Here is a 19913-nt window from a genome sequence, read left to right on the forward strand (position 1 = left end):
CCGTCAGTTACCGCGGGTGAGAGGGCCTTCGTTCAACGATCAGGGGCAGGCGTTACTTGCGGAAGACCTGCACGATCGACGGACGCGGGGCGCGAACGGCACCGGCGGCAGGAGTGGCCCCGGCCGGCACGTAATCCGGGAAGAAGGAGTTCTGCGCTGCGAACGAGCCCTCTTCACCCGGGTGCTGGACGGCGACGAACACTGTGCGCTCTTCGTCGTGGATGATCGGACCACAGGTTTCAGCGTCGCGGGGTACAGCAAGGAACTGCTCCACCTTGCCGCGCTCACGACCCTCAAGGGTGACCTTGAAGAGGCCATCGGCGTACCCGATGCTGGACGGTGCACCATCGGTGGAGATCCAAAGATTGCCCACGGAGTCGAACGCCACGTTGTCCGGGCAGGAGATCGGCGAAACCTTGTCCGTGGGGAATCCGGAGAAGTAGGTGGAGGTGTTCTTGGCAGGGTCGCCGGCAACCAGCAGGAGGTTCCAGTTGAACTTGGTCCCCGTCTGCTCGCGCCCTTCGGTGATTTCCACAATGTGTCCATCGCGGTTCAACGTGCGCGGGTTGACCTCCGTGGCGCCTTCCTTGCCGGCCTTGCCGCGGTCGGAGTTGTTGGTGCAGGCGACGTAGACCTTGCCGGTGAGCGGGTTCGGCTGGACGTCTTCGCAGCGGTCCATCTTGGTGGGGCCAACTTTGTCGGCGGCGAGGCGGGTGTAGACCAGTACTTCGGGGACAGACATGCCCGGAACGGCGGACTTTCCGTCGACAACCAGCGGCAGCCACTCGCCGCTGCCATCGAAGGCACCATCGGCAGGGAGCTTTCCTGAGCCATCGATCTCGGCAACCGGCGAATCACCCGTGAACTTGGCAACGTAGAGGTCGCCCTCGGAGAGCAGACCCATGTTGTTCCTGCGGGCTTCCTTGGAGACGCCGGCCTTGTACTTGCCCTTGGAGACGAACTTGTAGAGGTAGTCGAAGCGCTCGTCGTCGCCCATGTAAGCCACGACCTTGCCGGATGGGGCAACAATGACGTTGGCGCCTTCGTGCTTGAAGCGGCCCATGGCGGAGTGCTTCTTGGGCGTGGAGGTGGGGTCGAACGGGTCAACTTCCACGATCCAGCCGAAGCGGTTGGTCTCGTTGGCGTAGCCGGAGTTGCGGGTATCGAAGCGCGGCTCGTCGAGTTCCCACTTACGCGAGGTGGGGTTGGCCGTGATGCCGTACCGTTTGTCGCCATCGCTCGTGCCCGGTGCGGCGAAGTAGCCGTTGAAGTTCTCTTCGCCGGAGAGGATGGTGCCCCACGGGGTGGTGCCGCCGGAGCAGTTACCCAGCGTGCCCTTGATCCAGCGGCCTGCGGGGTCATCGACGGTCTTGACCAGGTTGGTACCTGCTGCGGCGCCGGTCAGTTCGTAGACGGTGTCCGTGAGGAAGCGTCGGTTCAGGGGTGCGCCCTGGACATAGTTCCACGGCTTGTTCTTGTTCTTGCGTTCGAGCTCAACCACTGCCAGGCCGTGCCCGGCCCGACCAATGGCACGTGCCTCGGCGGGGTCAAAGCCCACGGGCAACATGATGTTCTCGTTGGTGTACTCGTGGTTGGTGAACAGTACCGCACGGCGATCCTTGGAACCTGGGATGGGCAGGATGTCCGTGTAGTCGTTGTTGTAGCCGAACTGTCGGGCCTGGGCTGCGGCGGTCTGCGCGTTGAGGTCGAAGGCCGGCGAATCGGCGAACAGGGGGTCGCCCCAGCGGATGATCGGCTTCCAGTCGAAGCCTTCGGGCACGGTGAAGGCGTCCACAGCGGCATCGACCGGCTTGATCGCGGAGAACTTGAGCTTGGACTTCTCGAAGCCCTTCTTCGCAGCCTCGGAGAGTCCGTTGCCGGAGTCGGCCACCGCGGTATCGGCACCGCTTACAGCACCACCGAGTACGACGGCGAGCGCACCGGCGGCGCCGAGGCCAAGAGCGGCGCGGCGGGACATTGCCGTTGAGGCGATGTCGCGGAAGTAGCCGTTGGCGCTGGTGTTGCAGACATCGCCCGAGCAGGCGTTATCGCACTTCAGGGCACACGTCACGGGGCTGCGCTTGCCCTTGGTGTGGCCGAGCATGGGGAGCAGCGCAAACGTGCGTCCGGTGGTTTCAGACATGGGGGAAGACCTTCCAGAGGATGTATCAGGTTCCCGTTGAGCCTTTCAGCGGAATCCGAATCTGAGAGGTCTCTCTGGTTAAGGATCGGTGAACAAACCGTGCTGGTTTCCCTCCAGCACTGAGTGCACCCGCCGTAGACGGTCCAGCCACCAGTCCCGACGCTCCCCAGATGCTGCGTACTGCTCAAGCAGCCCCGGATCGGCGACGCTTTCGCGCAACGTGATGGCGCCGTCGTCGGACACCAGTGGGTCCAGGGTGATATCAGAGGCGAACAGCGAAACGGTTCCCAACCCACAGGCGTACGGAAGGGACGGTAGGGCCGCTGCCAGTGCGAGCCCGGCGCTGATGCCCACGGAGGTATCCAGCGCAGAACTGACGACGGCGGGCAGCCCGGCTTGGTGCACGATGTCCAAGGCCCGCCGGACTCCCCCGAGTGGGGCGACCTTGACCACAATGAGGTCCGCGGCACCGGCTCTGGCTACCCGAAGGGGATCGTCTTCCTTGCGAACGCTCTCGTCGGCGGCGATGAGGACAGGTGTCCCCGCAGCAGCGAGGCGACGGCGCACCTCGGCCAGACCCTCAATGGTGGGGACGGGCTGCTCGGCATACTCAAGGCCAACAGCGGACAGCTTGCCCAGGGCCTCCACTGCTTGCTCTACGTCCCAGCCTCCATTCGCATCCACCCGCAGGGCAGCGTCTGGAAGTGCCCTACGTACTGCATTCACCCGGGCGACGTCGTCTGCCAGGGCCTGACCACGTTCGGCAACCTTGATCTTGACCGCATCCACACGGCCGAAGCGAGCCAACACGTCAGGTACACGTTCGGCAGGGACAGCAGGAACTGTGGCGTTGACCGGGATGGTGTCCCTCAGCGCCGGGGGAAACCCAAGCCAGCCCGCTTCCAGGGCCGCGGCCAGCCAACGGGAGGCTTCGTCGTCGTCGTATTCAGGGAAAGGGCAGAACTCGCCCCAGCCCAGCGGCCCCCGTAGGAGGAGCGTCTCGCGCTCCATGATGCCGCGGAATTTCACGCGCATGGGCAGCGATACTACGTGGGCGGAGTCGCGGAGTTCTTCAAGGGAGGGCAGAGCAGGCATGGTGCCACTGTACCGGCGGCCCTCCGCCTCAATGGAAGGCGAATTGGGCTATGTGGAAATCTACGGCGACCAGTAGTTCCGCACCCGTCCCAGGGCGTCGTCGAACTGGTCACCGGCCAGGACAAGCGAACTTTCAGGCATTCCCAGCTCATCCCAGCGTGCCACCAGCTGCGCATCCCCTTCTACGGGCAGCGGCCACAACCAGTACCGCGCGGAGCCATCCACTTGCTCGTCACTTCCGCCGGTACCACCGCCGCCTTGATGAGTGAGCACGGGGCCCACCATGTCTTCGGAACCTTCAAACATGGACGGGGTGGGATGCGCGGCGACGGCCTTCCTGCCGTCGGGGAACGCCACGCCCATCATGATGCCGGGCAGGCCCGGCCGGCTGAAGCTCTGCTCCATGACGTCGCGCCATTCCTGGTCTGATTCGTTTTCGCGCCGGACACACCACACCGTGTCCAGCAGGCACCCTGTGGAGTAAACCTCCACCGACTTCAATGCCACCACCATCCTGGGGCTGCTGTAGAGAAACTCACCAACAGGCACGATGCCCGGCAGCTCGTCCGTCGGCGGACCGAACCATCCTGGCCGCACCGGCTGCGGTTGTCGTGGCCGCGCAGGGGGTTCGGGGAGGTCGTCGAAGAAGCTCATAATCCACTCATACACCACCACACAGACACTGGGGAGGGGTACCTGACAACCGAGAGACCTCAATCGCGATATTCTCGGAATACGACTCAATGTGGGGGAGATATGACGCAATCAATGCCCGGTTCCACGACGCCTCCCGGCTGGTACCCGGACCCTTCGGACCCGCGGTTCGTCCGCTGGTGGGACGGACATGCCTGGACTGCAAACCAGGCGCCAGCCCAATTCCAGGCACCGGCCCAGTTCCAGGCGCCCGTCCAGCTGCCACGTCCTGAGCTCAGCCCGGACACGCCGGTGTACAACCCGTTCATCTGGGCAATAACCTTGCTGCCGCTGCTCTCCGTCCTGCTCCTGCTCACTTGGCAGCCGGAGTTCAGGATGATCACCACGCGGCAGGGCGTTACCACCATGGACCCCTTCTCCATATACACCCCCGGCTATTTCCTGCTGATGGGCGCAAGCTTCCTGTCCTACGGGCTTTCAGTGCTTTTCGCTTTCCTGGACCGTCAACGCCTGCTCAAGTCCGGCGTCGTCCGTCCCTTCCACTGGGCTTGGGCGTTCCTCAGCGCGCTCGTGTACGTGATCGGCCGCTCTGTGATCGTCAACAAAGTGGCGCCCAAACGGGGGCTGTGGCCGGTGTGGGCCAGCATCGCCGTGATTGTTATCAGCCTGGTGATTGCCGGCATTTGGATGTCCAACTTCATGCAGTCGATGTACTCCCAGTTGGGGTACTCGGTCAACGCATGACAGCAGCGCCCGGCTGGTATCCCCCGCCGGAAACACCACGTCCTTTGTTGCCCACAGATCAGGCAGTTGGCAACCCGTTCGTCTGGCTACTCGCATGCCTGCCCTTTGGCGTGGGTACCCTGATGCTGTCCTGGAACCCAGAGGTTCACGCCTACATCGCAAGCAGCGGATACCTTTCCATCGATCCCACTTACATCTTCACAGCAGCCTATTTCGCGATCATGATCGGCTTGATTCTCACGTACGGCGCAACAGTGGTCCTCGCTGTGTTCGACTACAGGTGGCTAGTCCACCGCGGCGTCGTGCGGCCTTTCAATTGGGCATGGTCGTTTCTTGGCGGTGTGCCCTACGTGATTGGACGAGCCGTGGTGATTCATAAGGTGGCACCACGAAGAGGGCTCTGGCCAATTGCAGTCATCGTTGCAGCGTGGGGCCTCTACATCGTCGCAGGGTTCGCCAAAGCGCTGCCCTTCATGCAGTCGGTGTTCTACGAACTAGGGTACTGAAAGCCCGGTCCCCTCACACGCGTTAGGTAGACTGCTGACAGAAGACGGAAGGACTCTCCCGATGAACCGCAAGGCCACTGCACTGGACGTCGCCAAGAGGGCGGGTGTCTCCAGGAGCGCGGTCTCCTTGGTTCTGAACGGCCGCGGCGACGGGAATGTGGCCAAGGAGAGCCAGGACCGGATCCGCGCGGCGGCGTTGGAGCTGAACTACTCCCCCAATGCGATCGCGCTGAGCCTGCGCAACCAGCGTTCCAGGGTTATCGGGATCCTGTCGGACGAAGTGGTGGTCAGCCCGTTCGACGGCAACATCATCGGCGGCGCGGATGACATTGCGCGCAGCCGCGGCTTTGTCACGGTTGTCATGGACACCGAGCGGGATAGCGCCCGGGATGCCGGCGCCATTGAGACCCTCCTGGACCGGCAAGTCGATGGGCTCATGTACGTCACAGTGGGCTTGAAACCGATCGACGTTCCGCAGGGCATGCTCCGCGTTCCGTCCGTGTTGGCCAACTGCTACGACGCCCTCCCCGAACCGCAACTGCACCACGTGATTCCTGATGAGGTCACCGGCGGACGCGAAGCCACCGAGCACCTTTTGCAGCTGGGGCACCGGGACATCGCGCTGCTGGCAGGATATGAAGACTCGCCGGCCGCGCCACTCCGCGTTCAGGGGTACCGGGATGCGCATGCAGCGGCCAACGTTCCGCTACGGAGCGACCGGATTGTCATGGCCGGATGGGACATTGATGCCGGCTATCGCGGCGCCATGAAACTGCTCGACGACGTGTCCCCGGCTGATCGGCCCACCGCCATCATGTGCGCGAACGACCGCCTCGCCGTCGGAGTGACACTTGCGGCCGCCCGGCTTGGGCTCAGCGTCCCCGGGGACCTGTCCGTGATGGGCTACGACGATGAGACCCGGATCGCGGACACCATGGTCCCGGCGCTCACCACCATGGCATTGCCGCTGCGGGAGATCGGCCGCGCCGCGATGACCACGCTGCTGGACACCATCGAGGGAACCAACACCACAGGAAAGGGGACCACCGTGGAAACGATGGTCCCCTGCCGCCTTGTCATCCGGGAATCGACCGGCCCCGCACCCACGCGCTAGGCCGCTGACGTCGCAAACACCAGAACAGCGCACGACGCCGGCCTGCCCCCTATGCGGGAAGGCGCAACTCCCATACGTCGGCGGTCGCGCCGTGGGGCAAGGTGAGCTGCCATTCCTCTCCCGGAGCAGGGTAGGCCCGAAGGGTGGTGGCGACGGAACCGGAACGGTAGACCTCCACGAGGGATGCGTCGATGAAAATCCGCAACTCCTCCCCCTCGGCCACGGATCCCGAGTAAACCACCTGAGCGTCGGCCCCCGAACCAAGCACCAGCTCCACAGAGCCGGAACCAGAACCGGAAGAACCACCGCGAACCAGCACCTCGGCAAAGGCAGGCACAGCAACGGCACCGTAGCCGACAGCGCCCTCAGCCACAGCAGCACCCCGGTACGCGTCAATCTCAGGCGCAGGAGTGACAGCCAGCGCCCCGTCAACCACGGACAAAACGCGCGGATGCGTCAGGACACCCGACCACCCGGCGTCGTCGATTTCTTCCTGGGTACGGCCCCGGCGACCGTCGCGTCCGGGACCTTCGTTGGCCCACCCCCACAGCAACGCTGCAGGCGCGGAGTCAGCAGAGCCATAGGAGAGCTGCACAATCTGCGGCGCGTAGAAGTCGCGGCCAAGATCCGCCTTCCCACCCGAAACGGGAGCAAACACAGGCAACCCCGTGGCAGGATCCGCGAACAGGGAGCCGGTCAGGTACCCCACCCCATTGGCGTGCTCGTGATCGTCCCCGGAGAGCCATAGCGAGAACATCATGACCCAGGTGGAGCCACCAGAAACGAGGGGTACCTCCACCAGCTGCGGGCACTCCCAGATCTCGGCCGGAGTGTGGACAGCAGCCACCGGATCAGCAGTGGTCAGCCAGATGCCTTGGTACTCCCAGACGTCAAGGGAGTCCACTGTGTACAGCAGCAAAGCGGCGCGCCCGTCGGAAAGCCCTGCACCCTGCATGGCGTAGCGGGCACCGTTGAAGTGGAAGATGAAGGGATCCCGCACAGCGGTTACCAGTGGATCTTCGGGCATAGACGCAGCAACGTGCCCATCCTGCTCCCAGGAAACAAGATCGGCGGAGCCACGGGCTATGACTACCTGTGAGTGCCCGCCGTGGTCCTGGATACCCGAATAACAAGCGGTTGGGACTCCATCATCCAACGTCACTACGCCGGTCCAGCATCCGGCGGAGTCGGGTCCGCCCGCCTGGGGCGAAAGCGCTACGGGGTGTTCTTCCCAACGCACTAAATCACCAGAGCTCACATGCCCCCAGTTGATCTGAGAGTGCCGCGCGGACGTGGGGTTGTACTGGAAGAACACGTGGTACCGGCCATTGATGTAGCTGATGCCGTTGGGATCGTTGATCCAACCCTGCGCCGGGCGCGGGTGGAAGCGCGGGAAGGCGGGATCCGGGTGCGTTGCCGCCATGGAAAGCGAGGAAGAGAGTGCAAGGTCCGTCAACGGAACCCCTTTCAGAAAGACGACGAGAGAATTACTTGCCCGTACCTGCGGTGAGCCCGTCCTGCAGCGCGCGCTGGCCGAACATGAACACCACCAGCGCGGGAATCATGGAGAGGACAACACCGGCCAGGACCACCGAGATGCTTCCGGTGCCGAGGTTGCCTTGAAGGGAGACCAAGCCCAGCGGGAGGGTGAAGTTCTGCTCGGAGATGGTCATGATGAGTGGCCTGAAGAACTCGTTCCAGTGGAAGTTGAACGCCAGGATGCCCACGATCGCCAGGCCCGGCATGGCCAACGGCGCATACACGGAGCGGAACGTCCGCCACGGCGAGGCGCCGTCGATCGCGGCCGCTTCAGCGAGCTCACCCGGCAACCCCATGAAGTACTGGCGCATCAGGAAGGTGCCGAACGCCGTCGGGATGGCCGGAATGATCAGCGCCAGAAGCGTGTCCGAGAGGCCAACACCGCGGATCAGCATGAAGACAGGCACGATCGTGACCTGTGCGGGCACCATCATGGTGGCCAGCACGATCGAGAACAGCGCACCCCGCCCCCGGAACTTAAGGTGCGCAAATGCGTAGCCAGCCAGCGCGGCGGTGATCATCTGCCCCACCGCGATCAAACCGGTCACCAACGCACTGTTCACTACCAGGGCCACGATGTTGAGCTGCTTGAACACTTGCTCGTAGGAGGTCAGGTCCGGATTCAGGGGCAGGAAGGCGGGCGGCAGCTGGAAGGATTCCGACGGCGGCCGCAGCGAGGTGGACAGCGTCCACAACACGGGCCCCAGGACAAAGACGGACGCGATCAGCAAGACGATGACGCGGACGGCCACTGACCAGTCGCGCTTCCTCCGCGTAACTACAGGCGCCGTGGTGGTGACACGTTCTTGAATAGTGGTCATGACGGGCCTTACTGGTAGAAGACGAATCGTTTGCTGAGCCGGAATTGCGCGGCGGTGATGGCCATGATGATGAGCGTCAGGATCACGCCGATCGCCGAAGCCTGGCCGAATTCGAGGCGTTGGAACGCGGACTCGAAGATGACCATCACCGCCGTGCGTGTTGAGTCACCGGGCCCGCCGCGGGTCAGGACATAGGGCTGGTCGAACACTTGGAGGGCGTTGATGATCGCCATGACCGAGGCCACCAGCGTGGTGGGGCTCAGCAGCGGCAGGGTCACGAACCAGTGCTTGCGCCACCCGGTGGCGCCGTCGATGGACGCGGCCTCGTAGGTCTCCACCGGAATGGAGGCCAGCCCGCCGATGAAGAGCAGGAACGAGAACCCGAAGTTCTGCCACACATAGACAAGAATCACGACGGCGGCAGATCCACCTGGCGTCGTCAGCCACGGGACCGCTGGGATGCCGACGATGGACAGCATCCAGTTCACTACGCCGAACTGTTCGTTGAAGAGGTAGCGCATGAAGATGGACACCGAAGCCGCTGACAGGATCAACGGGAAGAAGAACGCGGAGCGGAAGAAGACCCTCAGCCACGCCGGAAGCTTCTCCTGCACCATGATCGCCAAGCCCAGTGCCAGTCCAAGCTGGAGTGCCACCGCCACCACCACAAACACGATGGTGTTCAGGAATGAGACCCGGACGGTGGGGTCCTGGACTACCTCGGCAAAGTTGTCGAAGCCCACGAACGTCGGCGCGGAGATAATGTCCCAGCGGAAGAACGCGAGCGCGATTGATGCCACGATCGGCAGCAGGGTGAAGATGCCCATGCCCGCGATGGTGGGCGCCAGGAAGGCCCACGGCAGCCAGCGTTGCTGCGCGCGGCCGCGTTTGGAGCCATGGCCGTTCTTGTGGGCGGCCTGGCGACGGCCCGGATCGCTCCCCGTGCCCGTAGGCGTACTGGTTGCGGTGCTCATGGTTGCCTCCTCAGGGCAAGTTCGAGGTCACGCTGCATGGAGTTCAGGGCGTCTTTGAGTTGACGCTCATCTCCGCTAACAGCCAGGCTCACGTTTTTCATGAGGGCAGTTTCGACGGCGGCCTGCTGGGGTGGCGCTGGAATGGGACCTGTGGTGGGGAACCTGTCCAGGGTGTCGTAGAAGACTTTCCAGTTCCGTGGACCAGTTCCTGCGTAGAGCTGCTCATTGACCATGGACCGCCGGGCCGGTGTGGTGTTCGGGGTAGGGAACACGATCTGCATGGCCTCGAGGCTGGAGCTGAACTTCACCCATTCCCAGGCGGCGTCCTTGTCTTTGGCGGTCTTCATGATCGCGTACCCGGCCGTGCCGAACTGGTGGCGCTGGGTCCGCCATTTCGGGAAGAACTGGACGTCGAATCCGTCCTCTGTCATCCCCGCTTCATGGAGGCCTTGCACCCAATAGCCGCCCGCCGGCGTCGTACCTATCCTGTTGGAGGCGAAGAGGCCGATCAGCGCGCTACCGCCGCCTTCCTCGGGCCGGACACCCAGCCCGTCCTTCACCAGACCGCGGAGGTAGTCGAAGGATTCGAAGACCCTGGGATCGTCCGCGTTGGGTTCCAGCCACTGGTAGCCGCCGGAGCGAAGGCTGCGGGAGGGGTCGTTCGCGTAGAAACTGTCCCAGAGCCATCCGCCACCTGGGGACTTGGTCTCCTTGAGGAAGCTTGTCTCGTTGGCGTAGAGCCACGGCACCACTCCGCCGAAGAGGCGGTTGGTCCAGTAGTACGGCGTGAAGTCCTTGGGGTTGGCCTTCTTCATTGCCGCGAGTGTGCTGCGGAAGTCTGTGTGCGTCCAGTCATCGGCGGGCCGCTCCAGGCCTGCCGAACGAAGTGACGCGGTGTTGTAGTACATATTGGCCGCGTTCCAGTCGATGGGGAGCTGGAAGAGGCTGCCTTTGTACATGAACGCTTCCACCAGGCTGGGGTGGACGTCCTCGAAGTACTCCTTCATGTCCGCTGCGTCGCGGCGCAGGTACTCGTCCAGCGGGTGGGCCAGTTTTTCAGCGAAGAGCTGGGCACCTTCCGTGGCTACGTACACGACGTCCGGAGGGGTGCCCGCGGCCACCATGGTGAGGATCTTGGTGAAGAAGTCCTTCCAGTCCACGGCCTGGATCGCTTGGACCTTGACCTTGATTTCGGGGTGGACTTTGGCAAAGGCGTCGATGACCTTTTGGCGGGCCGCCGCGTCCGCCGCGGTGCCCATGATGGCGATGCTGAGGCTGTTGTCTCCCCGGCCTGGAATGTCCGTCCCGGTCAAGCGCGGCCACGACGCCGCGGTTACTCCAACAATCCCGGCGCCGAGGGCTGTGAGGGCACTTCTGCGTGTGAATTGACGCAAAGCCCCATTGGTTCCCGACATGTAGATTTCCTTCCCTAACACGTGTTAGGCAGCTTAAACCCGCCACCTAACACGTGTCAACCGTCACAGGAATGTTGCAGGCATCTCACTGCGCCCCGCCACGCGAAGGCAGTACTCACATGGGCCATCCAGAGAACTGTGGCACCCTAGACAGAATGAGTTCCCAGCAATTCCGCACCAGCGGGAGGTCGAGCAAACGGCCGCTTCAGCAGCGCAACGCAGGCGTTGGAACAGGATTCCTCTTCATCCTGGCCACGATCGCCAGCGTGGTGGGCCTTGCCGCGACCTACTACTTCTTTGTTCGCACCACCATGGGCCAGTTCATCGACGAGTCAGCACTGGTTGAAGCCACGGTGTTGGGCGGAACAGCCGGCAGGGCCTCCACGGAATTCCTGGACATGCTCCCCATGCTTTCACTGGCGATCGCCGCCATTATGGTGCTCTTCGTGACCATCGCACGCCGCCGCTGGAAGGCTGCCGGCATCGCTGTCGCAGCCTGCGTCGCAGCCAACGTGGCCACCCAGATCCTCAAGTTCCTCATTCCGGACAGGCCCGACCGCGGTGTGCAAACCCTGGAACTGAACTCACTCCCCTCCGGACACACCACGCTGGCCGCCTCCGCCGCTGCCGCAGTGTTCCTCATGGTTTCGCCGCGCTGGCGCCCCTTGGCAGGCTTCCTCGGAAGCTCCTTCGCCGTAGCCACCGGGGTTTCCACGCTCATCAACCAATGGCACCGCCCGGCCGACGTCGTGGCAGCCTTCCTGCTCGTTGGAGCCGTCATGCTCCCCGCAGGGTGGCTCATCCTGCGCACCGGCAGCAGCTGGAATGTCTGGAAGGGATACGGCGAGCACTGGGCAGCATCCCGGCTCTGGGTATGGCTCACAGTGATCGCCCTGGTGATCGCCGGCATTGTTGCCGCATACTCCCTGCTTCAGGTCATGCCCGGCCTCAGCACCGACAGCACCATCGACTACTTCTGGGCAGGCACAGCGTTCATCGTGATCGCCGGATACCTATCAGCCCTCGGCGGCACCTGGCTCTTCGGCCTGGCGGCACGCAAAAGCTAAACGCGCTTCACGCTCGACGGCGGCGCACCACTTCGGCGCCGATCGCACCCGAGCCTATGGTGCGATTCGCGCTACCCGGCGCGCCTGGCCTGATCCCGGATGAAATGCCGGTCCTCATCAGTGAGCTGCGTCCCACCGTGGGCGTCCACGGTGTCGCTCTCCCCCGTCTCTCCATTGATGATCGCCGTGACGGTTCGGGGCACAATCATGGTTCCCGGGTTGTCAATGAGCCACTGCTGTGTGTCCGATGAGAGCTGGTCCCAGAATTCTTTGATGTGCACAACAATCAGCACTGCCCTTCATTGGTGGGGTGTGGATTCATGGAATGCGCCATTTGCGCCGGAGTGGTTCTCGGGTGATCGGGGGTGCAGGCCCTCCTTAAGGCTACGCCCGGTGCTACCTATCTTGACCCGAATGCGTCCGGGTTTCTGCGTGTGACGTCGACGGGGCGCCATCCATGGGTTACAGTTAATCCACTCGATGGATAAACAACGGCTAATCCCAGGAGCCCCCATGTCTTCCACCCTCAGCCCCGGCTTGAGCCCCACTGCCGGTCGCACTGCTACCGTTCCGGCATCCCGCGATCTCGTGGTGGACTTCATCCGCGTCGCTTGCATGTTTGCCGTAGTGGCCGTCCACCTGCTCATGATGGGCATCAGCGTGGACTCCTCCGGCGTCGGAGTAGGGAATCCCCTGACCTCCCTGAGCTGGTTTGCACAGGGAACGTGGTTTGGCCAGGTCATGCCGCTCTTCTTCGTGGTGGGCGGGTTCGCGTCGCTCACCTCATGGCGCAGCCTGCAGCGGAAGGGCGGCGACGCAGGTGACTACCTCCGGAACAGGGTGCTCCGACTGGTCCGCCCCACGGTTGCCTTGTACGCGTTCCTCGCCATTGCGTTGTGGAGTGCGACGGCGGCTGGCGTCCCGGGCGAGCTGCTGGCGGTTATCGCTGCCGGCGCTGGAGTCCAGCTGTGGTTCCTCGCTGCGTACCTGATCTGCCAAGCCATGGTGCCAACGATGGCCAAGCTCCATGGCCTGGCACCGTACCGGACCCTCGCAGCGCTGGCCGCGGGCGCCGTCGTCGTCGATGTCCTTCGCCTGGGCTTGGAGCGCAACCCGTGGGGCTTCGACTCGAACCCGATCGGCCTGTTGAATATGGTGTTCGTGTGGGGCTTGCTGCAGCAGCTGGGCTTCTTCTATGCCGATGGATTTTTTGACAGGTTCTCCCGCTGGAAGCTCATCGTGGCTGCCGCTGCTTGCTACCTCGTTATGGTTCCACTCACTCATTCCGGCCCGTATCCCGTGGATATGCTGACCAGCCAGAACCCGCCGATGTTCCCGCTCATCCTGGTGGGCTTGGCACATGTGTTGCTGGTGAAGGCCGTGTACCCCGTTCTGCAGCGGTTCGTGCACGTTGGCTGGGTGCAGAAGGTGATGTTCGTTGTGGGCAGCCGGGCGATGACCATTTACCTGTGGCACCTGCCGTTGATCATCGCAATGTTCGGCCTCGCTTTGATCCTGAGGCTGCCGTTCCCGGAGCCGGCCAGCACCGAGTGGTGGCTCACCCGGCCCCTGTTCTACGTTGCGGCTTGGGCCTTGGTGCTCCTGGTCTCAACCCCACTGGTCCGCTTGGAGCTCGCCCCCACTGCCCTGGCACCGGGTGCTGTTAGGCCCGCGATGTGGCGCATCGCTGCAGGGACTGTCCTGGCCATCATCCCGCCGTTCGTAGTGATGAGGACCGCCTTGGACGCGGCAAATGCGACGTGGGGCTTGGTGTTGCTGGTGATCGCAGTGGCCCTTGTTACCGGCAAAGTCCCGGACCGGGCGTGGAAGACGCCGCGGTTGGTGTCATCGGATTCGGTGGCCTCCTGACCCTCTTTGCAACGCCGAACGGCCGCAGAACAACCTGAAGGGGTTGCTCTGCGGCCGTTGTTGGTCCAAACAGGGTCAGGAAGCAGCAGCTCCCAAAGGCTTATGGCATGCGGTAGAGGAAGGCGGCCATCGCGTCACGGTTAATGGGTGACAGCGGCCTGTAGTTTCGCTTTCCGTCGGCTTCCACCCATCCAGTGGAAATTTCCATGTCCAGCATCCAAGCCATTTCCATATCGAATTGCTGCCCGTACGCAACGTCATTGAACGGCGACGGGTATGGGCTGCTGTATTCCGGTGAACCGGCCATCCGGTAAAGGAATGCCGCCATGGCATCACGGTTGATAGGCGTCAGGGGCCGGTATGTCCGCGAGCCGTCGCCTTCGGTCCAGCCGGAGGAGATCTTCTGATCCGCCAGCCACGCCATTTCCTTGTAGAACTGCTGCGTGGTCAGCACGTCCTTGAACGGGGACTTTGTCGGCGGAGTGTAAGCCGGCGAACCTGCCAAGCGATACAGAAAGGCGGCCATGGCGTCACGGTTGATGGGCGTCAAGGGCCGGTACGTTACGGATTTGTCCGCTTCCACCCATCCCGTAGATATGCCTTCATCTGCCATCCAGGCCATTTCCCTGTAGAACTGTTGAGTGGTCAGCACGTCCTTGAAGGGCGAAATGGACGGCGGTACAAAATCCGGACCCTTGGCGCTGAAGCGTTCCGTCCACAATGTGGTGGCGCCGGGCAGAAGTACGTAGCCGTCCTTGGCCGCTGCCGTTACCGTGATGCGCCCCGTGGCCGAATGTATCCCCGGAGTAACTGGCTCGCCATCAATGAAGTAGTTGGTGCTTTCCGTGTCAGGAATGGCATAAGTGTCTTTGTCGGCAAAGGGAGCATCGGTAAACACCACAGGCTCAGGCGACACAGCCTTTTCCGCAGGGACCACCAAGGCAGTGGGTTCACTGACAACAGACAGCGAATGGTAGGCCTGCTTTGAACCGGAGACCTTGAGAGTAAGCGCCTTGCCGGAGTCCTCTTCAGTCGCCGTATACGTCTTGGCGGTGGCACTTTGGATAGGCTCCCCGTTCCGTTGCCATTGCAGGGCCAACTGGACGGGAGCAGGATCCCAACTGCCGGGGTCAGCGGTCAGCGTACCGCCAACATACGCATTACCGCTGATGGAGGGTACCCCGGCGCTTAGCGTTCCCACCCCGACTGGAGCTGTAGGAGCAGTGGTCACCGCCACGCTGGCTTGGTAGTTCTTGTTTCCGGTAACAGTCACAGTGAAAGTCGCGCCCAGGTCTCCGGGCCCCAGCGGATATTGGATCCCAGTGCCGTTGGTAAGGACGCCATTTCGCTTCCACTTGTAGTCCGTCCACACCTTGCCCGCAGGCTCCCAAACTCCGGGGGACAAGGTCAGCAACCCACCCACCACAGCGTCACCGGAGATGGTGGGAGTCCCGGGAACCACTGGGGAGGCGTCCGATGCAACGTCATTGAGAGCTGCCGTCGCATCCACCAACCCTGCTCCACAATTGCAGTTGTAGATCGGCCGCGCGGTCGCCTTCAGCTTCTGCTCTACGTCAGTGGGTGTAAGCGCGGGCAGTTTCGAATACATCAACGCCGCAATTGCTGCTACCTGCGGGGCGGCCATGGAGGTGCCTTCCTTGAGGTAGTAGTCCTCCGTGGTGGCAACATCCGTGCCGTTATTCAGGGTGGACACGATGCCGTCCGCACTGTTGTACGTCATGTCCCCACCAGGTGCGGTGACATCGAGGTTGATTCCGAAGTTTGAGTATGAGGCCCTGTTACCGTCCCGTTTACTGGCACCCACCACCAAAACATTCGTGCAGTTTGCCGGGCTTACCAGCGATGCATCAATGTTTTCGTTGCCTGCTGCCACCACCACGGATGCGCCTTTGCTGCGGGCGAAGTCAGTGGCGTTTTGGTACACCGTTGAGCAGGCCGCGCGCCCACCAAGGCTCAAGTTGATGACGTCGGCAGGGTGGGTATTGTTCGGAACGCCGGCAACACTTCCTCCGGCTGCCCAGATGATCGAATCGGCGATATCGGAGGTGTATCCGCCGCAGATACCAAGGGCCCGGACGGGCACGATCTTGGCCTTGGGGGCTACTCCCGCAACACCCTGGGTGTTTCCAGCTACAGCAGCAATAATGCCGGCGACATGCGTTCCATGCCAGGAGGAATCCTCTGCCGACCATCCAGCACCGCACTGACCGTCGGAGGTTCTGTCGCCCTCATCCTGCGGGTTCCAATCACGGCCGTTGCCGTCACGGGCGGTTGCTGGGTCACTGATCATGTCGAAACCAGGGAGGACATTGGCGTTTAGATCGCTGTGGTTGAGAATGCCGCTATCGATGACGGCCACCACGCTCCCCTCGCCTTGGCTGACATCCCAGGCTCCCAAAACGCCCATCCCGCCGTTGCCAACCCCGTGGGCCCATTGCAGGCGGTAGTACTCATCATTCGGTGCCACAGCAAAAGGCCGCATGATGGTGTCGGGTTCGGCATATTCAACCCTTGGGTCTGCAGCGAGGGCAGTCACGAGCTCGCTGGCCTCTTCGGCGTCAAGCTTTCGTTCGGTCCGGACCACTTCCTGCCCCGTGGCCAGAGTACGAACCGCTTGGACTGGTACGCCCACGGTATCGGACGCCTCGCCAACGGCCGATTGGCGATCCGCCGACTGAATACCTGCCCGTTCCTTGAATTTCACGATGAACTGATCGGTCGGATCCGCCTCGGTGACCGTGGACTTCGACAGCGGTGCAGCACTGGGCATGGGCTCATCGTCTGCAGAAGCAGGGAGAGCCGGCAGCACGGCGCCGGCCATCGCGATTACGACCATCAGTAGTACTCGAGAGCGCGCGCTGGCTCTCAGTCGGTTCTGCATAAACAGCGCCCTCTGCTCAAACGCCCCCAAGAGCGCGAAAAAATTGGCCGCGAGTCTACGGCCAGCATGAGTTTAGCCAGAGAGTTGAGATTCCTGCGAATTACCTGTGAGTCGAGTCTCGGATGCTGGGCAACGCCGAGGGCCGGCTGCAGAAGAGTCTGCAACCGGCCCCGGTTGATTCGTACTTTGGTGTCGCTATGGCATCCGGTAGAGGAAGGCTGCCATGGCGTCGCGGTTGATAGGCGACAGCGGGCGGTATGTGTACTGTCCGTCAGCCTCCAGCCAGCCTTTGGAGATCTCTTGTTCGTACATCCATGCCATCTCCTTGTAGAACTGCGTTCCATAGGGGACGTCATAGAATGGCAGCCAATTTGGCGGCTGGTAGTCGGGCTTGTTCGCCAAGCGGTAGAGGAATGCAGCCATGGCGTCACGGTTGATGGGAGTCAAAGGTCGGTAGGTCCGTGAACCATCAGATTCCGTCCATCCCGATGAAATGCCTGTTTCAGCCAACCAGGACATTTCCTTGTAGAACTGCTGGGTGGTCAGCACGTCCTTGAACGGCGACTTGGCTGGCGGCGTGTAGGCGGGCGATCCCGCCATGCGGTAGAGGAACGCAGCCATCGCGTCACGGTTGATCGGGGTCACGGGACGGTAAGTCACGGACTTGTCCGCTTCGACCCATCCCGTGGAGATCTTCCGGTCGGCCATCCATGCCATTTCCTTGTAGAACTGCTGGGTAGTCAGCACGTCCTTGAACGGCGACTTGGCTGGAGCCGTGAATGCGGGGCCCTTTGAGCTGAAGTACGCCAGCCATTCGGAGGCTGCACCGTTAGCCAGTGCAAAGCCGTCCTTGATTTTGGCCGTTACCTTGACTTGGCCACGAGCTGAATATGTCCCGGCCGCGACGGTAGTCCCCGAGATTTGGTATTCAGTGCCAATGGATTCCGGGATCGTGTACTTGTCGTTCGCCATGTAAGGGGCCTCTGCGAAGCCAACTGCTTTCGGCGTGACCGCTTTGTCGGCCGTCACCACGGTCTGCGTAGCAGCGCTGGTCTTTACCACGGTGCCGTAAGCCGGTTTGGTGCCAGTTACCTTGACGGTCAGTGCCTTGCCCGCATCTGCATCCGCAAGGGTGTAACCCGTCCCCGTGGCGCCAGGGATGGCGGCACCGGCCCGATACCACTGGTACGAAAGCTCGACAGGTTCAGGTCCCCATGTTCCCGCGTCCATTGTCAGAGCGTTGCCGACATAGGCCGAGCCGCTGATGGTGGGAACGTTTGAGGACAACATCCCCGGCTTCACCGTGGCCGTCGGAGCTGAGGTGCCTGAGACCGTGGGATGGAAGTCCTTTTTGGCTGTAACAGTAAAGGTGAGTGTAGAGCCCAGGTCTTCCGGCAAGAGCGTGTACGAGTAGTCAGTGGCGCCGGGGATCGCCGCCCCGTTTCGGTTCCACTGATGCGTCCACTGAGTGAGGTGGTTGAAGGTCCAGTTACCGATGTCCGTCGAGGTCAACGTTTTCCCTACGAAGGGCTCACCCGTGATCACCGGAGTGCCACCAACAATTGGCTCAGCTTCCAGCTCAACGTCTCGGAGGGCACCGGTTGCGTTAATGAGCCCTGCCCCACAACCGCTGCACGTTGGTGCCTTGGACGTTGCCTTGAGCTTCGCTTCTACGTCCTCCGGCTTCAAGGCTGGCAGGACCGACAACATCATTGCTGCCACTCCTGCGACGTGCGGCGCAGCCATGGACGTGCCGGCTTTGAGGTAGTAGTCCTCCGTTGTGGCGCGGTCGGTACCGTTGTTGAGAGTGGACACGATGCCGCCCAGAACGTCCACGCTCATGTCGCCGCCGGGCGCCATGACGTCGATAGCCGCACCGTAGTTGGAGTAATAGGCTTTGCGCTCATCTTTAGTGGTGGCGCCGACGTTGATGACGTCCCGGCAGTTGCCGGGGCTCACCAGCGATGCGTCGATGTTTTCATTGCCAGCCGATACCACTACCACCGCGCCCTTGCCATGAGCGAAGTCGACGGCGTTCTGGATGGCTGCGGGACACGTGGATCGCCCACCAAGGCTGAGGTTGATGACGCGGGCAGGGTTGGCGTTCGCGGGAACACCGGGAACGGTTCCCCCTGCGGCCCATACAATCGAGTCGACAATATCGGAGGTATAGCCTCCGCACGTGCCAATGGTGCGGATGGGCACAACCTTGGCTTTCGGCGCCACGCCGGTGACGCCCTTACCGTTACCACCTACGGCCGCAACAATGCCGGCTACGTGCGTCCCGTGCCAGGAAGAAATACTGGCGGGCTCACCCGGCGCGCACTGGCCAGCAGTGACGGCGTCTCCTTCATCACGCGGGTTGGAGTCGCGCCCATTCCCATCGCGTGCAACAGCGGGGTCGTTGATCATGTCGTAGCCAGGGAGGACGTTTGCGTTCAGGTCACTGTGGCTCAGAATGCCGCTGTCGATGACTGCGACTACGCTGCCCTCACCTTGATTGATGTCCCATGCAATTGGCATGCGAATGCCCCCGCTGTCGTTGTCACCCACACCCCACTGAAAATCAAAGTAGGTGTCGTTGGGCCGGAGATCGTGAAGCCGCATGATCGTGTCCGGTTCGGCATATTCCACAGTGGGATCCGCCGCCAGCGTGGCAGCGAGCTCACCTGCTTCTTCGGCCCCAAGCTTTCGGTCGGTCTTGACGACCTCCTCGCCCGTGGCGGTGCTGCGAACGGCTTGGACAGGGACGCCTGCTGCACCGGCAGCCTGGCGAAGAGAGGACTGTCGGTCAGCCGATTGGATGCCCGCTCGTTCTTTGAACTTCACGATGAACTGATCGGTCGGTATCACCGACGATTGGGTGGCCGTCGACAACGGTGCCGCGCTCGGCGCCGGCACGGGCACGTCATCCGCCACTGCCGGCAACGCTGGCAAACCAGCTCCGACCAACGCGATAACGCCTACAAGTAGTACTTGAGAGCGCACGCTGGCTCTCCGTCGGTTCTGCATAGACAGCGCCCTCTGCTCAAACGCCCCCAAGAGCGCGAAAAAATGGCCGCGAGTCTAC

General features: G+C 62.5%; 15 protein-coding genes. 5 read left to right on the forward strand and 10 right to left on the reverse strand.

Translation table 11 applies throughout. The features are described 5' to 3' along the window. Positions 1–52: 52 nt before the first annotated feature. The 3 genes from LN996_RS09190 to LN996_RS09200 all read right to left on the reverse strand — a co-directional run bounded on the left by LN996_RS09190 (position 53) and on the right by LN996_RS09200 (position 3892). Complete coding sequence (locus LN996_RS09190) at positions 53–2143, reverse strand: PhoX family phosphatase (protein ID WP_231340088.1); 2091 nt, start codon at positions 2141–2143, stop codon at positions 53–55. Between the two features lie 78 nt (positions 2144–2221). After that, positions 2222–3238 (reverse strand): o-succinylbenzoate synthase, encoded by a 1017-nt coding sequence (locus LN996_RS09195; RefSeq protein WP_231340089.1) that lies wholly within the window; start codon positions 3236–3238, stop codon positions 2222–2224. 60 nt (positions 3239–3298) lie between these two features. Continuing rightward, positions 3299–3892, reverse strand: a complete 594-nt coding sequence (locus LN996_RS09200; RefSeq protein WP_231340090.1) for a hypothetical protein — start codon at positions 3890–3892, stop codon at positions 3299–3301. Between the two features lie 102 nt (positions 3893–3994). Between LN996_RS09200 and LN996_RS09205 the strand changes: the two genes are divergently transcribed. From LN996_RS09205 to LN996_RS09215, 3 genes are all read left to right on the forward strand, one after another. Further along, positions 3995–4636: a DUF2510 domain-containing protein gene (locus LN996_RS09205; RefSeq protein WP_231340091.1), complete on the forward strand. Its 642-nt coding sequence runs from the start codon at positions 3995–3997 to the stop codon at positions 4634–4636. Continuing rightward, a complete protein-coding gene (locus LN996_RS09210; protein ID WP_231340092.1) occupies positions 4633–5142 on the forward strand; it encodes a DUF2510 domain-containing protein in 510 nt (169 codons plus the stop codon). The genes LN996_RS09205 and LN996_RS09210 overlap by 4 nt, the downstream gene beginning before the upstream one ends. 61 nt (positions 5143–5203) lie before the next feature. Further along, positions 5204–6256 (forward strand): LacI family DNA-binding transcriptional regulator, encoded by a 1053-nt coding sequence (locus tag LN996_RS09215; RefSeq protein WP_231340093.1) that lies wholly within the window; start codon positions 5204–5206, stop codon positions 6254–6256. 49 nt (positions 6257–6305) lie between these two features. Here the strand turns inward: LN996_RS09215 and LN996_RS09220 are convergent, their stop codons facing one another. The 4 genes from LN996_RS09220 to LN996_RS09235 are packed head-to-tail and all read right to left on the reverse strand — an operon-like array spanning position 6306 to position 11005. Further along, positions 6306–7712: a glycoside hydrolase family 32 protein gene (locus LN996_RS09220; RefSeq protein WP_231340094.1), complete on the reverse strand. Its 1407-nt coding sequence runs from the start codon at positions 7710–7712 to the stop codon at positions 6306–6308. 31 nt (positions 7713–7743) lie between these two features. After that, positions 7744–8616, reverse strand: coding sequence for a carbohydrate ABC transporter permease (locus LN996_RS09225; RefSeq protein ID WP_231340095.1), 873 nt, complete (start codon positions 8614–8616; stop codon positions 7744–7746). Between the two features lie 8 nt (positions 8617–8624). Next, a complete protein-coding gene (locus LN996_RS09230; protein WP_231340096.1) occupies positions 8625–9590 on the reverse strand; it encodes a carbohydrate ABC transporter permease in 966 nt (321 codons plus the stop codon). Then, positions 9587–11005 (reverse strand): extracellular solute-binding protein, encoded by a 1419-nt coding sequence (locus LN996_RS09235; RefSeq protein WP_231340097.1) that lies wholly within the window; start codon positions 11003–11005, stop codon positions 9587–9589. Before LN996_RS09235 ends, LN996_RS09230 begins: the two co-directional genes overlap by 4 nt. Before the next feature lie 53 nt (positions 11006–11058). Here LN996_RS09235 and LN996_RS09240 point away from each other — a divergent pair, with 53 nt between their 5' ends. Continuing rightward, positions 11059–12072, forward strand: coding sequence for a phosphatase PAP2 family protein (locus LN996_RS09240; RefSeq protein WP_231340098.1), 1014 nt, complete (start codon positions 11059–11061; stop codon positions 12070–12072). Between the two features lie 71 nt (positions 12073–12143). Here the strand turns inward: LN996_RS09240 and LN996_RS09245 are convergent, their stop codons facing one another. Beyond that, positions 12144–12365 carry a hypothetical protein gene (locus LN996_RS09245; RefSeq protein ID WP_159700946.1) on the reverse strand — a complete coding sequence of 74 codons (222 nt, stop codon included), beginning with the start codon at positions 12363–12365 and terminating at the stop codon, positions 12144–12146. A gap of 220 nt (positions 12366–12585) precedes the next feature. On the opposite strand from LN996_RS09245, the gene LN996_RS09250 reads away from it, so the two are divergent. Beyond that, a complete protein-coding gene (locus LN996_RS09250) occupies positions 12586–13941 on the forward strand; it encodes an acyltransferase (protein WP_231340099.1) in 1356 nt (451 codons plus the stop codon). A gap of 100 nt (positions 13942–14041) precedes the next feature. On the opposite strand, the gene LN996_RS09255 is transcribed toward LN996_RS09250, so the two are convergent. Continuing rightward, positions 14042–16798, reverse strand: coding sequence for a S8 family serine peptidase (locus LN996_RS09255; protein WP_231340100.1), 2757 nt, complete (start codon positions 16796–16798; stop codon positions 14042–14044). A gap of 240 nt (positions 16799–17038) precedes the next feature. Further along, a complete protein-coding gene (locus LN996_RS09260) occupies positions 17039–19855 on the reverse strand; it encodes a S8 family serine peptidase (protein WP_231340101.1) in 2817 nt (938 codons plus the stop codon). Positions 19856–19913 lie beyond the last annotated feature (58 nt).

It is taken from the genome of Arthrobacter sp. AK01 (genome assembly GCF_021109375.1).
Lineage (GTDB): Bacteria > Actinomycetota > Actinomycetes > Actinomycetales > Micrococcaceae > Arthrobacter.